This window comes from Streptomyces sclerotialus (assembly GCF_040907265.1).
Lineage (GTDB): Bacteria > Actinomycetota > Actinomycetes > Streptomycetales > Streptomycetaceae > Streptomyces > Streptomyces sclerotialus.
In genome coordinates this window covers 7,695,179-7,712,234 of sequence record NZ_JBFOHP010000002.1, presented here as the reverse complement: position 1 = coordinate 7,712,234, position 17,056 = coordinate 7,695,179, and the positions used below count along the sequence as shown (strand labels likewise).

The 17,056-nt window shown below is 73.4% G+C and carries 19 protein-coding genes; 11 read left to right on the top strand and 8 right to left on the bottom strand.

Annotation, left to right across the window (positions count from 1 at the left end; translation table 11 throughout):
* The first annotated feature begins 109 nt into the window (after positions 1-109).
* Positions 110-850 (top strand): GntR family transcriptional regulator, encoded by a 741-nt coding sequence (locus tag AAC944_RS33875; RefSeq protein WP_030608556.1) that lies wholly within the window; start codon positions 110-112, stop codon positions 848-850.
* A 15-nt stretch (positions 851-865) separates the two neighbouring features.
* On the opposite strand, the gene AAC944_RS33870 is transcribed toward AAC944_RS33875, so the two are convergent.
* Positions 866-1,429 (bottom strand): GNAT family N-acetyltransferase, encoded by a 564-nt coding sequence (locus AAC944_RS33870; RefSeq protein ID WP_030608558.1) that lies wholly within the window; start codon positions 1,427-1,429, stop codon positions 866-868.
* Positions 1,430-1,455: 26 nt separating this feature from the next.
* Entirely contained in the window at positions 1,456-2,055 is a 600-nt protein-coding gene (locus AAC944_RS33865) for a TetR/AcrR family transcriptional regulator (protein ID WP_030608560.1), read from the bottom strand.
* Between the two features lie 97 nt (positions 2,056-2,152).
* On the opposite strand from AAC944_RS33865, the gene AAC944_RS33860 reads away from it, so the two are divergent.
* Positions 2,153-2,578, top strand: coding sequence for a nuclear transport factor 2 family protein (locus tag AAC944_RS33860; RefSeq protein ID WP_030608562.1), 426 nt, complete (start codon positions 2,153-2,155; stop codon positions 2,576-2,578).
* The gene (locus AAC944_RS33855) at positions 2,575-3,423 is read left to right on the top strand and encodes an NAD(P)H-binding protein (RefSeq protein ID WP_030608564.1); all 849 of its coding nucleotides are present in this window, start codon (positions 2,575-2,577) and stop codon (positions 3,421-3,423) included. The genes AAC944_RS33860 and AAC944_RS33855 overlap by 4 nt, the downstream gene beginning before the upstream one ends.
* A gap of 7 nt (positions 3,424-3,430) precedes the next feature.
* Here the strand turns inward: AAC944_RS33855 and AAC944_RS33850 are convergent, their stop codons facing one another.
* From AAC944_RS33850 to AAC944_RS33840, 3 genes are all read right to left on the bottom strand, one after another.
* Complete coding sequence (locus AAC944_RS33850; protein ID WP_051871399.1) at positions 3,431-4,801, bottom strand: aldehyde dehydrogenase family protein; 1,371 nt, start codon at positions 4,799-4,801, stop codon at positions 3,431-3,433.
* A 96-nt stretch (positions 4,802-4,897) separates the two neighbouring features.
* Complete coding sequence (locus AAC944_RS33845; protein ID WP_030608569.1) at positions 4,898-5,593, bottom strand: type 1 glutamine amidotransferase domain-containing protein; 696 nt, start codon at positions 5,591-5,593, stop codon at positions 4,898-4,900.
* A gap of 145 nt (positions 5,594-5,738) precedes the next feature.
* Entirely contained in the window at positions 5,739-7,133 is a 1,395-nt protein-coding gene (locus tag AAC944_RS33840) for an MFS transporter (RefSeq protein ID WP_078888306.1), read from the bottom strand.
* Between the two features lie 211 nt (positions 7,134-7,344).
* Here AAC944_RS33840 and AAC944_RS33835 point away from each other — a divergent pair, with 211 nt between their 5' ends.
* Entirely contained in the window at positions 7,345-7,842 is a 498-nt protein-coding gene (locus AAC944_RS33835) for a DinB family protein (protein ID WP_030608573.1), read from the top strand.
* Positions 7,843-8,035: 193 nt separating this feature from the next.
* On the top strand, positions 8,036-8,665 hold the full coding sequence (locus AAC944_RS33830) for a histidine phosphatase family protein (RefSeq protein ID WP_030608575.1): 630 nt from the start codon (positions 8,036-8,038) through the stop codon (positions 8,663-8,665).
* A gap of 24 nt (positions 8,666-8,689) precedes the next feature.
* Here the strand turns inward: AAC944_RS33830 and AAC944_RS33825 are convergent, their stop codons facing one another.
* Positions 8,690-8,863 carry a hypothetical protein gene (locus AAC944_RS33825; protein ID WP_196942782.1) on the bottom strand — a complete coding sequence of 58 codons (174 nt, stop codon included), beginning with the start codon at positions 8,861-8,863 and terminating at the stop codon, positions 8,690-8,692.
* 219 nt (positions 8,864-9,082) lie between these two features.
* On the opposite strand from AAC944_RS33825, the gene AAC944_RS33820 reads away from it, so the two are divergent.
* Together AAC944_RS33820 and AAC944_RS33815 are read left to right on the top strand one after the other, a co-directional pair.
* Positions 9,083-9,277, top strand: a complete 195-nt coding sequence (locus tag AAC944_RS33820; protein ID WP_030608576.1) for a hypothetical protein — start codon at positions 9,083-9,085, stop codon at positions 9,275-9,277.
* 46 nt (positions 9,278-9,323) lie between these two features.
* The gene (locus AAC944_RS33815; protein WP_368396647.1) at positions 9,324-10,922 is read left to right on the top strand and encodes an ATP-binding protein; all 1,599 of its coding nucleotides are present in this window, start codon (positions 9,324-9,326) and stop codon (positions 10,920-10,922) included.
* Positions 10,923-11,044: 122 nt separating this feature from the next.
* On the opposite strand, the gene AAC944_RS33810 is transcribed toward AAC944_RS33815, so the two are convergent.
* Positions 11,045-12,550 (bottom strand): SCO1417 family PLP biosynthesis transcription factor, encoded by a 1,506-nt coding sequence (locus AAC944_RS33810; protein ID WP_030608579.1) that lies wholly within the window; start codon positions 12,548-12,550, stop codon positions 11,045-11,047.
* A 99-nt stretch (positions 12,551-12,649) separates the two neighbouring features.
* Here AAC944_RS33810 and yczE point away from each other — a divergent pair, with 99 nt between their 5' ends.
* The 4 genes from yczE to AAC944_RS33790 all read left to right on the top strand — a co-directional run bounded on the left by yczE (position 12,650) and on the right by AAC944_RS33790 (position 16,285).
* The gene (yczE, locus tag AAC944_RS33805) at positions 12,650-13,375 is read left to right on the top strand and encodes a membrane protein YczE (RefSeq protein ID WP_051871401.1); all 726 of its coding nucleotides are present in this window, start codon (positions 12,650-12,652) and stop codon (positions 13,373-13,375) included.
* A 48-nt stretch (positions 13,376-13,423) separates the two neighbouring features.
* Entirely contained in the window at positions 13,424-14,224 is an 801-nt protein-coding gene (locus AAC944_RS33800) for a glycerophosphodiester phosphodiesterase family protein (RefSeq protein ID WP_030608583.1), read from the top strand.
* A gap of 61 nt (positions 14,225-14,285) precedes the next feature.
* Positions 14,286-15,650: an MFS transporter gene (locus AAC944_RS33795; protein WP_368396646.1), complete on the top strand. Its 1,365-nt coding sequence runs from the start codon at positions 14,286-14,288 to the stop codon at positions 15,648-15,650.
* Positions 15,651-15,907: 257 nt separating this feature from the next.
* Positions 15,908-16,285: an RNA polymerase-binding protein RbpA gene (locus tag AAC944_RS33790; RefSeq protein WP_030261439.1), complete on the top strand. Its 378-nt coding sequence runs from the start codon at positions 15,908-15,910 to the stop codon at positions 16,283-16,285.
* Between the two features lie 70 nt (positions 16,286-16,355).
* Here the strand turns inward: AAC944_RS33790 and fxsA are convergent, their stop codons facing one another.
* Positions 16,356-16,922 (bottom strand): FxsA family membrane protein, encoded by a 567-nt coding sequence (fxsA, locus tag AAC944_RS33785; RefSeq protein WP_030608586.1) that lies wholly within the window; start codon positions 16,920-16,922, stop codon positions 16,356-16,358.
* Between the last annotated feature and the right edge of the window lie 134 nt (positions 16,923-17,056).

Here is a 17,056-nt window from a genome sequence, read left to right as displayed (position 1 = left end):
CGGCGTTCCGCCCGCGGTCCGGCCGCCGGGCCGTCCCACAGGTGACCTGGGTGTTCCGCGGCCGATAAGCTGGCCGTTCCCTGCTTGTACCGACGGCGACGAGGATGTGATGGCCAACAAGCCGGCCCGTGCGCGGACCGCTTACCAGCAGCTGGCGGACGACCTGCGCACGGACCTCGCGGGCGACCGGTACCCCAAGGGGGTGCGGCTGCCGACCGAGGCGGAGCTGGCCGAGACGTACCAGGTCAGCCGGCAGACGGTGCGCCGCGCCTTCCACGACCTGGTCGCCGAGGGCCTGGTGTACCGGGTGCCCGGGCGCGGCACGTTCGCCGCGCCGCGTGACGGCCGCTACCTCCGCAGGTTCGGTTCGGTCGACGATCTGATGGGCCTGTCCCTGGACACCACCATGCAGCTGTCCAGCCCGCTGCGGCGGCGGGTGGACATCGACGCGGCCGGGCGGCTGCGGCTGGACAGCGACATGGTGCACACCCTCGCCTTCCGGCGGTTCCACGACGACGTGCCGTTCTGCCACACCACGGTGTGGCTGCCGCCGGACGTCGGCGAGACGCTGACCGATGTGGACCAGCTCACCGAGACCGGCGCGCGCAGTACGTTCACCATCATCGGGCTGCTGGACGACCGGCTGGAGTCGCCGATCACGGAGGCCGAGCAGTCCATCACGGTGGCATCGGCCCCGGCCGCCGTCGCCGAGGAACTGGCGTGCGAGCCGCACCACCCGCTGCTGCGCATCGACCGGCTCTACACGACGTCCGAAGGCCGCCGCGTCGAGCTGGCCATCAGCTACTTCCTGCCCGAGCAGTACTCCTACCGGGTGCGGCTGCGCCGCTGATCCGGGCCCCGGCGGTCAAGGCGCGGCGGGTGGGCGGTCGTTCAGGATCCGCTGGAAGAGCCGGACGTCCTGCCACTCGCCGTTGATGTGGAGGTACCGCGGCGCGACCCCGTAGGGCTCGAAGCCGCACTTCTCCAGGACGCGCTGCGAGCCGGTGTTGTGCAGCAGCGTGCCCGCTTCGAGGCGGTGCAGCCCGGCCTGCTCGTCGGCGTACCGGGCGACCGCCTCGACGGCCGCGCTCGCCAGCCCCTTCCCGGCGTGGTCGACGTCGATCCAGTAGCCGAGCTTCCCGCTGCAGGACGGGCCGTGACGGATGCCGGACAGGGTGATCACGCCGACGATCCGGGGGCCGTCCGTCAGCACCCACAGCGCCGTCCGGCCGGTTTCCTGCTCCGCCAACTGTTCCCTCAGCCGGTCGCGTTGGCCCTCGACGGTGTAGAAGTCCTCGCCCCGACGCGGGTCCCAGGGGCGCAGGTGCTCACGGTTGTGCAGGTACGCCGCGAGCAGCGCTTCGGCGTCGTCCTCCGCGGCCGGCCGCAGCACGACACCGCCCGGCAGCACACTCGTGTCACTGACCATGCCGGTCACCGTAACTCCGCCGCGCCTCAGGCCGGATCCCCCGGTGCGGAGGTGCCGAGCACCGTGGCGGTGAAGCCCGCCAGCTGTGCCCGCAGGGTGTCGCGCGGCACGGCCTCCTTGCCGGCCAGGTGCTCGACGAGGTCGGCGCGGGTGGCGGCGAGGAGGGCGTGGGCGGTGAAGTCGCTGTCGGGGCGGCCGGGAAGCCGGTCCAGCGTGGCCCGCAGCAGGGTGTGCCAGCGCTCGTAGTGCTCCGCCTGGTACGGGCTGTCGCTGCCGGTCCCTTCCAGGGCCAGCGCGAGGTGGCGGTTGTCGAGCTTGAAGCAGAGGAGCGCGTCGAGCAGGGCGGGGACGCGCCGCAGCGGCGGGGTCTCGGGGCCGAGTGGCGGCGGGCCCGTTTCGACGGCTTCCTCGACGGGTTGGAGCCGTGCCGCGTAGAGCGCCCGGATGAGGCCGACGCGGTCGCCGAAGGCGCGGAAGAGCGTGCCCTTGCCGACGCCGGCCGCTGCCGCGATGTCGGCCATGGTGACGTCGTCGGGGCTTGCGCAGCGGGTGAAGAGGGTGTCGGCGGCCGCGAGGACGGCGGCCCTGTTGCGGGCTGCGTCCTTGCGGGGCTTGCGTTCCGGCACGCGGCTCCTCCTTTACAAAGCGGACCACGGGTCCGTATCTTTCATAACCGGACCCCGGGTCCGCATTCTAGGAGATCTTCGGGACGAGAGGACACCCATGTCCGCACACATGTCACCGGCGGAGCTGTACCGCCACAGCCTGCGCCTGCTGCTCGACAAGGACATCGCCGCCTGGACCGGCCTGTGGGCCGAGGACGGCGTCATGGAGTTCCCCTTCGCGCCCGAGGGGTGGCCCCGGCGCCTGGAGGGCAAGGAGGCCGTCGCCGCCTACATGCGCCACTACCCCGGCCACATCGACCTGCACGACTTCCCCGACCTGCGGATCCACCGGACCGAGGACCCGGAGACCATCGTGGTCGAGATGCGCGGCGTGGGCCGCCTGGTGAAGACCGGCAAGCCCTTCGACATGACGTACATCGCCGTCGTCACCGTCCGGGAGGGACGCATCAGCTCCTACCGCGACTACTGGAATCCGCTCGCCGTGCTGGAGCCCGGCGCCGACTTCGCGGGGAGCACCCGATGACCACCACCGGCACCACCCTGGTCATCGGCGCCACCGGCACCACCGGCAGCCGTACCGCCGCGCGACTGGCCGCCGCCGGCCACCGCGTCAAGGCCGCGAGCCGACGCGGCACCCCGGTCGCGGGCGCGGAGCCGGTCCGCTTCGACTGGTACGACCCGGCCACGCACGCCGCGGCGCTCGACGGTGCCGACCGTCTCTACCTCGTACCGCCCGTGGGCGACGCCGGCCCGGCAGCGGTCGTGCTGCCCTTCCTCCGGCAGGCCCGCGCCGCCGGTGTCCGCCGCGCCGTGCTGCTCAGCTCCTCGGCCATCCCCGAGGGCGGTCCGGCGGTGGGAGCCGTGCACCAGGCGCTGCCCGGCCTGTTCGACGAGTGGGCGGTGCTGCGGCCCTCCTGGTTCATGCAGAACTTCACCGGCGCGCACGCCCACGCCGACAGCATCCGGGAGCACGGCACCCTTTTCACCGCCGCCGGGGACGGCCGGGTCGGCTTCGTCGACGCCGACGACATCGCCGCCGTCGCCGTGCGCGCCCTCACCGATCACCGCGCACCTGATACCGACCTGATCCTCACCGGACCGGAAGCGCTCAGTTACGACGACATCGCCACGATCATGACCGAGGTCAGCGGGCGGCCCGTGGTCCACCGCCGGCTGAGCCACGACCAACTGTGCGCTCACCTCGCGGCACACGTGCCGCCGGAGTTCGCCGCGCTGCTGGCCGGCCTGGACCGCGCCGTCGCCCGGGGCGCCGAGGACCGTACCACCGATGCCGTCCAGCGCCTCACCGGCCGCCCGCCCCACGGCTTCCGCGAGGTCGCGGAACGGGAGTGGGCGCGCGGCCGGTGACGGGCTCTCAGCCCAGCGGGACGTCCAGCACGGCCTTGCGGTGGCTGAACGTGGCGATGGAGTGCGGGCCGTGGTAGGCGCCCATGCCGCTCTCGCCGACCCCGCCGAAGGGCAGGTCGGGGACGCGGAGGTGGGCCATGGGCATACCGAAGCCGAGCCCGCCGGAGGAGGTTTCCGTGGCCAGCCGGCGGCGGGTGGTCTCGTTCTCGGTGAAACCGTAGAGCGCCAGCGGCTTGTCGCGGTCGTTGATGAACGCGATGGCCTCGTCCAGATCGGCGACCTCGACGATCGGCAGCACCGGGCCGAAGATCTCCTCCTGCATGACCGGGGAGTCAGGGGTGACGTCGGCCAGTACCGTCGGCGCGATGTACTTCTGTTCCCGGTCGTGGCCGCCGCCGGTGACGGTCCGGCCGGAGTCGAGCAGGCCGGTGAGCCGGTCGAAGTGACGGTGGTTGATGATCCGGCCGTACGCGGGCGAGGCCGCCGGGTCGGTGCCGTACAGCTCCTCGACGGCCTCGGCGAGCGCGGCCTGGAGGGCCTTGGAGGTCTCCGGGTCGGTCAGCACGTAGTCGGGCGCGACACAGGTCTGGCCTGCGTTCTGGAACTTGGCGCGGGCCAGCCGCTGCGCCGTGCGCGTCACGTCGGCGTCCCGGTCGACGAACGCCGGGGACTTGCCGCCCAGTTCGAGCGTGACGGGCGTGAGGTGCTCGGCGGCGGCACGCATCACGATCCGGCCGACCGTGCCGTTGCCGGTGTAGAAGATGTGGTCGAAGCGCTGGGCGAGCAGTTCGGTGGTCTCCGGTACGCCGCCCTCGACCACGGCGACCGCGTCGTTGTCGAGGTACTCCGGCAGCAGCCGGGCCAGCAGCGCCGAGGTGGCCGGGGCGAGCTCGCTGGGCTTGGCGACGACGGTGTTGCCCGCCGCGAGCGCGCCCGCGACGGGGACCAGCAGCAGCTGGGCCGGGTAGTTCCAGGGGGCGATGACCAGCACGACGCCCAGCGGGTCGTACCGGGTGCCCGCCGTGCTGCCGGCCGGGAAGCCTTCGGCGGACAGGGCGACCGGCGCGGGCCTCAGCCACTCCTCCAGGTGTTCCAGGGTGTGGTCGATCTCGCGGATCGGGAAGTCCACCTCGGCGGCGAACGCCTCGGCCTCGCTCTTGCCCAGGTCGGCGTGGAGCGCTGCGGCGAGGTCGGCGCGGTGTTCGGTGAGCAGCGTACGGAGCTTCCAGAGCTGCTGCGCGCGCCACTCCAGGGAGCGGGTGCGGCCGCCGCGGAAGGTGGCACGCAGCCGGGCGACGAGGTCGGCGGGGGCCTCGGCGGCGGCGTCAGCGGTGGCTGCGGCGGGCGCTTCGGCAAGGGTGGCTGGTGAGCCGGTCATGCGGTGCTCGTTTCGTTCAAGGTGTCGCGTGCGATCGTCCATGCACAGCGTCGGAGCGGAGGCATTCATTCCGGCTATGCCGGGAAAGGCCCGGAATCAGCCCAGGGCCTTGGCCATCTCGGTGGCGAGCGGGGCCGAGGAGGCGGGGTTCTGGCCGGTGTAGAGGTTCCGGTCGGCGATGACGTGCGGCGCCCACGGCTCGCCCTCGCGGAAGTCCGTCCCCAGCTCCACCAGCCGGTCCTGGAGCAGCCACGGCGCCTTGTCGGCGAACCCGGCCTGCGCTTCCTCGGCGTTGGTGAAGGCGGTGAGGCGGTACCCGGCGAACGGCGAGGTCCCGTCGGCGCCGCGCGTGGCGAGCAGCGCCGCCGGGCCGTGACAGACGATGCCCAGCGGCCGGCCCGACGCCAGCGCCTCGGTCAGCACCCGGCCCGAGTCCTCATCGGCCGCGAGGTCCTCCATCGGGCCGTGCCCGCCGGGGTAGAAGACGGCCGCGTAGCCCGCCACGTCGATCTGCTCCAGCTTGACCGGGCTGCGCAGCGGGTCCATCGACTGGAGCGCGGCGGCGACCGCGTCCGCGCCCGCCTGGCCCCCGTTCGCCTCCGGCGCGAGGCTGGCCGGGTCCAGCGTCGGCAGCACACCGCCGGGCGTGGCGACCACGACCTCGTGCCCGGCCTCGGTGAAGACCTGGTACGGAGCCACCACCTCTTCGCCCCAGAAGCCGGTGGGGTGCCGGGTGCCGTCGGCCAGCGTCCAGTGGTCGGCGCCGGTCAGCACGAAAAGGATCTTCGCCATGTCGGTCCTCCGGTTCCTTCGGTTGCGCGGGAGGCGTGCCTGCTGCCCCGAACGTAACGGCTGCGCGCTGCCCGCGCCGTCCAGCGCGCCGGGGCCTCCGGCGCCCGCATTCCCGGCCGTCCGCCGGCTATGCCTGCTCCCTCGGCTACGCCTTCTCCATCCGGCCGCGGCGCGGCGCGGGCGGCTGCACGGGCGGCTGCACGGGCGGCGCCGCCGGCTCCGGGTCCGTGGTGCCCGGCCGCTCCTCGTCCGGCGCGCCCTCCCGCTCCCGGTCCATCTCGTGCCACTCGGGGCGCAGCCCCGCCAGGTTGGTGGCGAGGAAGTACGCCGCGCCGCCCACCGCCAGGACCGGTACCAGCCCGGCGCAGCCCACCGCCGCACCGGCCACCAGAGCGCCGAGCGGGATGCCGGCCCAGGCCAGCGAGTCGCCGAGCGCACCCACCCGGCCGAGCAGCCGGCGCGGAATCCGTTCCCAGACGACCGCGCCCAGGATCGGGTTGAGGAAGCCGGACCCGAAGCCGGAGAGCGCGTACACGGCCACCACCGCCCACACCGGTACGTCCACGGCCAGGATCACGAAGCGGGGCGCGCCCGCGAGCAGGAAGCCGGTGAAGAAGACCAGGCGGCGGCGGAGCCGGTGCGCCACGACCGCGGCGACCAGGCTGCCGGCCACCGCCGTGAGCCCCGTCGCGGCCGTCATCAGGCCGATCGCGGACGGCCCGTACCCGGTCTCCTTCGCCCAGATCGGCAGCAGCACGGAATTGCGGGCCGCGTCGAGGAAGTTGGTGAAGCCGACGGTGCAGATGATGATGAGCAGCAGCGGCTGGCCGCGCAGATAGGCGGGGCCCTCGGCGAACCGCTGCCAGTAGCCCGGACCGGGCCCGCCGGCCACGGCTCCGGGGGCCGTCGGGTCGGTGCCCGTACCGTCGTCGGCGCCGCCCATCCCGCGCGGCAGCGCCAGGGCGACGATCACCGAGCCGAGCGCGAACGTCGCCGCGTTGACGAGCAGTCCGGCCAGCGGCCCGAGCACGGCGACCAGGACGCCGCCCGCGCCGGGGCCCACCGTGGAGGCGAGCCGTTCGACGACGCCGAGGAGGCCGGTGGCCCGCTCGATGGGGACCGCCGACAGTGCGGCGGCCTCCGGGATCATGACCTCTTTGGCCAGGTCGCCGGGGCCGCGCGCGCCGCCGATCACCGCGACCATGACGAGCAGCAGCCAGAAGTCCAGCAGTCCGAGTGCGTGCAGCGCCGGTACCGCCGCGACGCCCGCGGCGCTGGCCACGTCCGTCGTCCACGAGATCACCCGTGCTCCGGCCCGGTCGACCAGCGGCCCGGTCAGCGCCTTGATCAGGACGTACGGCGCCATCTCGCAGAACGCGACCAGGCCGGTCTGGGCCGCGCTGCCGGTGGTGACCAGGACGAACCAGGGCAGCGCGATGGCCGACACGCGGGTTCCGGTCTGCGACACGGCGGCCGCCGCCAGCAGCCCCGCCAGCGGCCGCATCCGGGCGCCGGCCGCCGCCCGTCTCCCGTCCGGCATCCGTCTGCTCCCGGCCGGCCGCTCACCCGTGGGTACTCTCGCCACCCCGCCCCCGTTCCCTCCGCGCGCCGTCGCGCGCCCCCGCTGTTCTGGTGCCTTCGGGTTTCCTATACCGCCCGCGGCGCCCGCGCGGCAGTACTCGCTCCCCGCGTCCTCCCCCGCTCCGGCGCGCGATGTGCGCGAGAATCACGGGATGGCTGATACACCGCGCATGAACACCGCCCCCCTGCCCGCTCCGCTGCTCGTCCGTACGGGCGGCGAGCGCGAGGTCCTGGAGGCGTTCCTGGACTTCCACCGCTCGACGCTCAGGGAGAAGGTGCACGGGCTGGCCGACGAGGCGGCGCGGCGCCGGCTCGTGCCCTCGGAGACCACCCTCGCCGGGCTGGTCAAGCACCTGACACTGGTCGAGCGGTCCTGGTTCCCCGCGCTGCTGGCCGACGACGAGGTGCCGGCGCAGGACGGGCACACGGGCGGCTGGGAGGTGACCCCCGAGGAGTCCTTGGACGCGTTGCTGGCGGAGTACGACGCGGCGTGCGCACGGTCCCGTGAAGCAGCCGCGGCCTTCCCTCTGGAACACGTCGTTCCGCATCCGCAGATCGGCGAGATATCGCTGCGTTGGATCTACGTCCACATGATCGAGGAGACCGCCCGGCACGCCGGTCACGCGGACATCCTCCGGGAACAGACGGACGGCGCGACGGGCGGCTAGACCGGAGGGCGGGCGTCCGGACCGGGGTGGCGGGCGTCCAGGGCGGAGCGGCGGGCGTCCGGGCCGGGCCCGCTGCGGCGTCCGGTAGCCTGAAATTGAGTGCATAACCCATTCACGTACGTGCCGTACGGGCGGCGCGCCGTACGGCAGCCGCCGTGCGGAGCGCCGCCCGCGCCCCGACCGGAGCTCTCCCATGCGCCTGCTGCTGATCCGTCACGGTCAGACCCCCTCCAACGTCGGCCACCTCCTGGACACGACCGTCCCCGGGCCCGGCCTGACCGAGCTGGGCGAGCAGCAGGCGGCGGCGCTCCCGGAGCGGCTGGCCGACGAGAAGATCGACGTGCTCTACGCCTCGACCCTGGTGCGGACGCAGCTGACCGCGGCGCCGCTCGCGCAGGCTCGCGGCCTGGAGGTGGCGATCCGGGACGGCATCCGCGAGATCACCGCGGGCGACCTGGAGATGCGCGGCGACGCGGCCTCCAACGACCAGTACCAGCGCGTGGCGTTCTCCTGGCCGGCGGGCAAGCCGGAGCTGCGGATGCCCGGCGGCGAGAACGGCGTGGAGATGCTGGCGCGGTACGACGCGGTGATCGAGGAGATAGCCGCGTCGGGCGCCGAGGCGGCCGCGGTGGTCAGCCACGGCGCGGCGATCCGTACCTGGTCAGCGGCGCGCGCCCGCAACCTGGACGCGGACTTCGCCATCGCCCACCCGCTGCCGAACACCGCGGTCGTCGTCCTGGAGGGCTCCCCCGCCGCGGGCTGGACGGCCGTGACGTGGTCGGACCTGGACATCCCCGCCGAGGGACCGCAGCCGGGCCACTGAGTTCCGCCCGCCCCTCCCGCCCCCTCAGGAGAACAGGCTGTCGCCCACCCACAGGATGAGTGCGCAGCCGGCGGCCAGGGCCAGCATGAGGAGGCCGAACTCGACCCACGCGGCGACCGGGAGACGTGACGGCGGCTGCGGCCTGGCGGGAACGACCGGGCAGCACTTCGAGCAGTGCGGTGGCACCGATACGGCCATGGCGCACAGGATCCTGCGTACCGAGGTACCGCACAAGGGGCGCGAACTGCATCTACGGCGCCTGTAGGCACACTCCGGGCCATACCGCGCTACGACAGGCCCCGAATGGGGGGTTTCAATGATAAATCACCCATTTGCGGCTTTCTTGGGCTTGATACGTACTGTGAGGCTGGAAGGACTCACGGTGACCGTCCCCAACGACCCCAGGAGAGCATCCCCATGGTCCTGTCCGTCTCCGGCGTTGTCCTGCTCGGCATCATCGTCTTCCTCTTCTTCCGCAAGGACGGCCTGAAGGTCACCCACGCCCTCGTCTGCGCGCTGTTCGGCTTCTACCTCGCGGGCACCGCCATCGCCCCCGGGATCAAGGCCGGCGGCGCCCGGCTCGCCGGGCTGATCAGCGGGCTGAACGTCTGAGCCCGCGGCGCGAGCCGTCCCGCACCCACCTTCCAGGAGACCTTCCGTGCCCCGGCGTCCACTGCCCAGCATCCTGAGCAACCGCGTTCCCCTCGCCCGCGGCCGCGACTTCGCGCGCACCGCGGCCGACGGCGCCTCCGACGTGTTCCACCCGCTGTTCGTCATCGGCCGCGGCCTGCGCAGGCTGATCGGGGCCGGCCGGAAGCGGTGGTCGGCGACGCCGCGGGAACGCCGCGGCCCGGCGCTGTGCATGACCGCCATGGGCCTGGCATCGCTCGCCCTCGTGCCGTACGGGCCGCTGCTCGCCCTCATCTCGCTGATGGCGGCGGCGGCCTGGGCGGGCCGGGAGCGGACCCCGGCGGACGCCGGGCCGACCGAGGCCGAGGCCGGGCGGCTGCGCGCGCTGTACGAGGCACTGGTGCCGTACCTCAGCTTCGAGGGCGACCCGAACCCGCTGTACGTGCACGACGGCGACTGGACCGCCGCCTTCTCCGAGTACGAGTTCGACGAGGACGGGCGGCTCTCGCAGCTCCGCCTGAAGTACCCGGTGTACTTCACCGACGCGGAGGCCCCGTCCCGGGCCCGCATCGAGCAGGTGCTGCTCGCGAAGTCGGGCCGCGGCCGGGAGTACCACTTCGCGTGGGACCAGGAGGCCAACCAGCTCCTCCTGACCGTGCTGCCCGCGCTGCCGACCGACATCGCGGCCCAGCGCTTCGTGACCACGCCGGGCGAGACCGTGCTCGGCTTCACCGACGTGGGCGCCGTCCAGCGCACCGTGCCGGTGGCGGCGGCGGACGAGGAGGCCGAGCCCCGGGACGTCCCGCCGGTGGTCTGGCGGACCGGTCCGCGCTCCACCGAGTCCCATCTGCTGGCTCTGGGCCGCCCCGGCAGCGGCACCACGACCCTGCTGCGGTCCGTCGCGCTGCAGGCCATCGACCACGGTGACGTGCTGGTCATCGACGGCAGCGGAGCCGGCGAGTACGCGTTCCTGCTGGGCCGGCCCGCCGTGCTCGGCGTGGAGTGCGGGCTCAGCGGCGCGCTCGCCACGCTGGAGTGGGCGGCCCACGAGACGGAGCGGCGGCTGATCGCCGCGAACCGTGCGCGGCAGGCCGGGCTGCCGGTCCCCGACGACATCCGCCGGCCGCTGTGGATCATCCTCGACCGGCCGGCCGCGCTGACCCACCTCGCCGCCGCCGAGGGCCGCGAGGACCCGCAGCGCCTCCTCCAGGTCCCGCTGCGCCACGGGCGCGCGGCGAACGTCACGGTGGCCGTCGCCGACCACTTCGAGGGCGCGGAACTGCTGAGCGATCCGGTACGCGCCCACACCCGCGCGCGCGTCGTGCTCGGGCCCACCTCCCCCGAGGACGTACGCGCCGTGCTGGGCGCCGCCCCGGAGACCACGCCCGCCGACCAGGTACCGCCGGGGCGCGGCTACGCCCGGCTCGGTTCGGGGCCGGTCCTCCGCCTTCAAGTGCCCGCCACGCCCGACCCGTCCGACGACGCCACGAGCGAGTACCACCGGCAGGCCGTCCTGGCGCTGCTGCCGGAGCGTACGACGCCCCTCGGCTCCGTCCCGGCGGCCGCGTCCCCGCCCGCCGGGACGGACTTCGGCTACCGCGCCGGCACCGCCTCCGAGGCGGTGTAGCCGACCGCCCTCAGGGGCACCCCGCCTCCGGGCGGCCACCGGTGACGCGCTCCGCCGGAGGCCGCCCGGACCTCTTCCCCCGCATTCCCGCAGACACCGGGCCGGGTCGCGGACGCAGCCTCTCAGGCCACGAAGGAGTGCGCCGGGTCCGAGTCGACGGACTGCCCCGTGGCCACGAGGTGCGCCGCGCCGGCCAGCCGGGAGGCGGCCTGGTCGGCCACCGCGCCGCTGACCGTGAAAGGGAGCCGCACGAAGCCCTCGAAGGCGCCGTCCACACCGAAGCGCGGGCCCGACGGGACGCGTACGCCCAGCCGCTCCCCCGCCTCCGCGATGCGCGAGCCGGACAGGCCGCCCGTACGCGCCCAGAGGGTGAGACCGCCGCTGGGGACGCTGAACTCCCAGTCGGGCAGGTGGCGCCGGACCGCGTCGACGATCGCGTCCCGGTTCTCGCGCGCCTGGTCCCGCCGGATCTCGACCGCCTCCTCCCAGCCGCCGCCCTCCAGCAGCGAGGTGATCGCGAGCTGTTCGAGGACCGGGGAGCCGAGGTCGGCGTAGGCGCGGGCGGCGACCAGGCTGCGGATGATGTCGGGCGCCGCACGCACCCAGCCGATGCGCATGCCGGCCCAGAACGCCTTGCTCGCCGAGCCCACGGTGATCACCGAGCTGCCGGACGGGTCGAACGAGCAGACGGCGGGCGGCACTTCGACACCGGGGTCGAGACACAGCTCGGTCATGGTCTCGTCGACGACCAGGACCGTGCCGGCCGAGCGCGCCGCGGCGACCAGTCCGCGCCGCTGCTCCTCCGTGGCGAGCGAGCCGGTGGGGTTGTGGAAGTCGGCGACGACGTACGCCATACGGGGCGCGGCGTCCCGCATCACCTGGCGCCAGGCCGGGACGTCCCAGCCGGCGAGCCGCTCGGCCAGCGCCACCGGGACGAGCCGGGCCCCGGCGTCCCGCATCAGCTGCAGGATGTTCGCGTACGAGGGCGAGTCGACGGCCACCCGCTCTCCGGGGCGGGTGATCAGGCGGCAGATCGCGGCTACGGCGCCCATCGCGCCCGTGGTGACCATGATCTGCTCGGGCATGGTGGGGATGCCGCGGGCGGTGTAGCGGTCGGCGAGGGCCTGGCGGAGCGTGGGCAGACCGGCCGGGTAGTCGCCGTGCGTGTGGGCGTGCAGCGGCAGCTCCGCCATGACGCCCTGGACGGCGCGGGTGAGCCAGGGCTCGGGCGCGGGCAGCGCGGCGCACCCCAGGTCGATCATCGAGCCCGCCGCCTCCGGGGGCAGCGGCTCCAGGCCCCGGGTGGGCAGCGGGTTGCCGGCCGGTACGGAGGTCCAGCTGCCCGAGCCGCGCCGGGACTCCAGGAAGCCCTCCGCGCGCAGCGCTTCGTAGGCGGCGGCGACGGTGGTCCGGCTCACCGAGAGGGCCGCGGCCAGCTCGCGTTCGGCGGGCAGCCGGGCGGCCACGGGGATGCGGCCTTCCAGCACCAGGAGGCGGACGCCGTCGGCGAGGGCCCGGTAGGCGGGGATGCGGCGGCCGCCGACCGCCGCCGAGGCGGCGCGGTCGTCCTGCGACCGTACGAGGCGGGCGAGTTGGGCCGCGCCCACCGCTGAAGTCCACTGGGCCATCTCGACCAGTCCACCTTTCCCGAATTGGCCCTGGTACCGGGCCATCGGCCCGCAACAGGCTGACATCCGACAGTCCAATTCTGCCAGGAGGGGGAAACATTGTCCGCGAAGGGGTCGGAAAACGGGCCAGGAGGGCGCCATCTGCCACGGCGGCTGCTCCAGCTGTACGCCGGTCTCACGGCCTACGGCGTCAGCATGGGCCTGATGGTGCGCGCGGGGCTGGGCCTGGAGCCGTGGAGCGTGCTGAACCAGGGCATCTCCGAGCACACGGGCCTGACGATCGGCACGGTCACGATCGTCTCCGGTGCGCTGATCCTGCTGCTGTGGGTCCCTCTGCGGCAGCGCGTGGGACTGGGCACGGTCTCCAACGTGATCCTCCTGGGGCTGGTCATGGACGGGACGATGGCCCTGGTGCCCGCGTACTCCGCACCGGCCGTCCGTATCCCGATGCTGGCCCTCGCGGTCACCCTGAACGGCGCGGCGACCGGCCTCTACCTCTCCGCGCGCTTCGGGCCCGGCCCACGGGACGGCCTGATGACCGGACTGCACCTGCGCACCGGCCGTCCGATCCGCCTCGTCCGTACGTGCATCGAGGTCACGGTCCTCGCGGCGGGCTTCGCACTGGGCGGCTCGGTCGGCGTGGGCACCGTCGTGTACGCGCTGGCCATCGGCCCGATGGCGCAGTTCTTCCTGCGGATCTTCGCGATCAAGGGCCTGGAGGAACCGTCCCGGGTGGTCGCCGGGAAGAGCGCACCGGAGCAGGCGCCCGCGGCACCTGAAGAGCGGCCGACGGCGCGGGAGACCGCCCCGGGCTGCGGGTCCTGAGCCGGGCCCCGCTCCCCCTCGGTACGGGCGGCCCGCCATACTTCCCGCGTGACCGCACTGCTCCCGCGCCCTCGCCACCCGTACCTCGACCACCCGGCGCCGCTCGCCTTCGCGCACCGGGGCGGCGCCGCCGACGGCCTGGAGAACACCGCGCTCGCCTTCCGCCGCGCCGTGGCGGGCGGCTACCGCTACCTGGAGACCGATGTGCACGCCACGTCGGACGGCCGCCTGGTGGCGTTCCACGACGCCACCCTGGACCGGGTCACCGACGCCCGCGGCCGCATCGGGGCACTGCCCTGGCGGGCCGTACGGCAGGCCAGGGTGGCGGGCCGGGAGCCGCTGCCGCTCTTCGAGGAGCTGCTGGAGGAGTTCCCCGAGGCGCGCTGGAACGTGGACGTGAAGGCGGAGCCGGCGCTGCGCCCGCTGCTGGACCTGCTGCGCCGTACGGGGGCGTGGGACCGGGTGTGCGTGGGCTCGTTCTCGGAGGACCGGGTGGGCCGGGCACAGCGGCTGGCGGGCGGCCGGCTGGCCACGTCGCTGGGTACCCGTGGGGTGGCGGGGCTGCGGCTGCGCTCCTACGGGCGGAGCCTGCCGCTGGACCGGCTGCTGGGGGCCGCGGTGCGGCGCAGCGCGGTGTGCGTACAGGTACCGGAGCGGCACGCGGGACTCCGGGTGGTGGACCGGCTCTTCCTCCGGGCCGCGCGCCAGCTCGGCCTGCAGGTGCATGTGTGGACGGTGAACGATGCGCGGCGGATGGCGGATCTGTTGGACCTCGGCGTGGATGGCATCATGACCGATCACATAGACACGCTGCGGGATGTGCTGACCGCGCGGGGCGCTTGGACCTGACCTACCGGCGCCGGTACCGCGACCGTTTCCGCCGCCGCGGCGGGAACGCAAGGGGGAACGGGTGGGTGTGGACATCGCCGTGGAAGCGGCAGAGCCGAGAGACGGCGCGGACCGGCGGCGCGAGCAGCGCGGCTGGTACTGGTACGACTGGGCGAACAGCGTCTACTCGACGACCGTCCTGACGGTGTTCCTCGGGCCGTACCTGACGTCCGTGGCCAAGGCGGCGGCGGACGCAGAGGGATTCGTCCACCCGCTGGGCATACCGGTACGGGCGGGGTCGTTCTACGCGTACTCGGTATCGGCATCGCTGCTGCTGTCGGTACTGGTGATGCCGCTGGCGGCCGCCCTGGCCGACCGCAGCGGACGCAAGAAGCCGCTGCTGGGCGGCTGCGCGTACGTGGGCGCCGCGGCGACGACCGGGATGTTCTTCCTGGACGGCGACCGCTATCTGCTCGGCGGCGCGCTGCTGATCGTCGCGAACGTGTCGTTCGTGATCTCGATGATGGTCTACAACTCCTACCTGCCCCAGATCGCGGGACCGGAGGAGCGGGACGCGGTGTCCTCCCGGGGCTGGGCCTTCGGGTACGTGGCGGGCGCGCTGGTCCTGGTGGCCGACCTGGTGCTGTACGCGGGCCACGCCTCCTTCGGGCTCTCCCAGGAGAGCGCCATCCGGATCTGCCTGGCCTCGGCGGGGCTGTGGTGGGCGGTGTTCACGGTGGTGCCGCTGCGGCGGCTCCGGGACCGGCTCCCGGTCCGGTCGGCGGCGTCCCCGGCCCCGCCCCTGGGCAGCAGTCTGCGGCAGCTCCGGGAGACGCTGCGCGACCTGCGCCGGCACCCGCTGACGCTGAGCTTCCTGCTCGCGTACCTGGTGTACAACGACGGCGTACAGACCGTGATCACCCAGGCGTCGGTGTTCGGCTCCGAGGAACTGGGCCTGGACCAGACGACGCTGATCGTGGCCGTACTGCTGGTGCAGGCGCTCGCGGCGGCGGGCGCGGTGCTGATGGGCCGGCTGGCCCGGCGGCACGGCGCCAAACGGACGATTCTCGGGTCACTGGTGGCCTGGACGGCCGTGATCGTCGCGGGGTACTTCCTGCCCGCACGGGAGCCCGTGTGGTTCTTCTGCCTGGCCGTGGCGATCGGGCTGGTGCTGGGCGGCAGCCAGGCGCTCTCGCGCTCGCTGTACTCGCATCTGATCCCGCGCGGAAAAGAGGCCGAATACTTCGCCGCCTACGAGATCAGCGACCGGGGCGTGAGCTGGCTGGGCCCGCTGGTCTTCGGGGTCGCGTACCAAGTGACGGGCAGCTACCGGGACGCGATCATCTCGCTGGCGGCGTTCTTCTTGATCGGATTTGTCCTGCTCAGCCGCGTGCCGGTGCGGCGCGCCGCGGCTGCCGCGGGGAATCGCGTACCGGACCTGATTTAGGGAAGCGGGGTGCGGGCCGGTAGTGTACGCCTTTGGCTCACCAGGCGGACCGTTACTGCGCGCTGAACTTCGGACAGCCGCGGGTGACATCTGCTGCCAGATGTGACAAACCGGGCGTTGGTGGGTACAACAAGGGGCGGCACGACGGGCGACGCATGTGCGGGTTACGGGAATCTTCACCGCCGACCGGACGTTGACCGGATGACGACGACAGCGACACCTGTCCTGTGGGCGACAAAGCCCGGGAGGCACGATTCATGAGTGAGCGAGCTCTTCGCGGCACGCGACTTGTGGTGACCAGCTACGAGACCGACCGCGGCATCGACCTGGCCCCGCGCCAGGCGGTGGAGTACGCATGCGAGAAGGGACATCGCTTCGAGATGCCCTTCTCGGTAGAGGCCGAGATTCCGTCGGAGTGGGAGTGCAAGGTTTGCGGCGCTCCCGCACTTCTGGTGGATGGCGATGGCCCTGAGGAGAAGAAGGGCAAGCCCGCGCGTACGCACTGGGACATGCTCATGGAGCGGCGCACCCGCGAGGAGCTGGAGGAGGTGCTGGCCGAGAGGCTGGCCGTCCTGCGCTCCGGCACCATGAACATCGCCGTGCATCCGCGCGACAGCAACAAGAAGTCCGCCTGACGGCGGACGGCGTGACGAGGGCCGGGACTCCTGCTGCAGCAGGAGTCCCGGCCCTCGTCACGTTCGGTCCTCAGCGGGGCAGCGGCGGGTCCTGGCGCGGCGCGGCCGGCGGCTCGTCGTCGCGGATGACCTCGCCCTGGACGACCTTCCCGTCCGGAGCGTGCATACGTGCCTGCTGGAAGGCGTCTCCGAAGGAGCCGGGGGTGTGGCGCGCCTGGCGCTCCAGCAGCCGCTCCACGCGCCGCTGGAGCAGTTTCCTGGTGGGCGGGAAGAGGCACAGCAGCCCCGCCGCGTCCGAGACCAGCCCGGGGCACATCAGGAGCAGTCCGCCGAGCATCGGCAGGATGTTGCCGCCGCTCCGCTCGGGGGCCGGCTTCTCGGGATGGGCGCCGGGCTGCTGGAAGGCCCCGGCCAGGTTCTTCCAGGCGCGCCGGCCGGCCCGCTTGATGACGTAACCGCCGAGCACCACGCCGGCCACCAGCAGGAGAAAGACCGTCAGTCCCCCCGCCGCCTCACCGACCAGGGTGAGCAGCCAGATCTCCAGGACGGCCCATACGGCGATGCCGAGCGGGACCAAACGGCGGGCGCGGGAGCGCTGGGGCGGACGGGAACGCGGTGGCGTGGTGGCGGACGTCATGTCATCAAGTGTGCCTAATGCTGCGGGGTTCGCGACGGCCCCCTCGCCGTGGGCAGGGCCCCTCCCTCTCCCCGAACCAGCGGATGGGACCCCCTCCCCCGCCACCACCGCACACCCCCAAGCTAGCCCCGCCC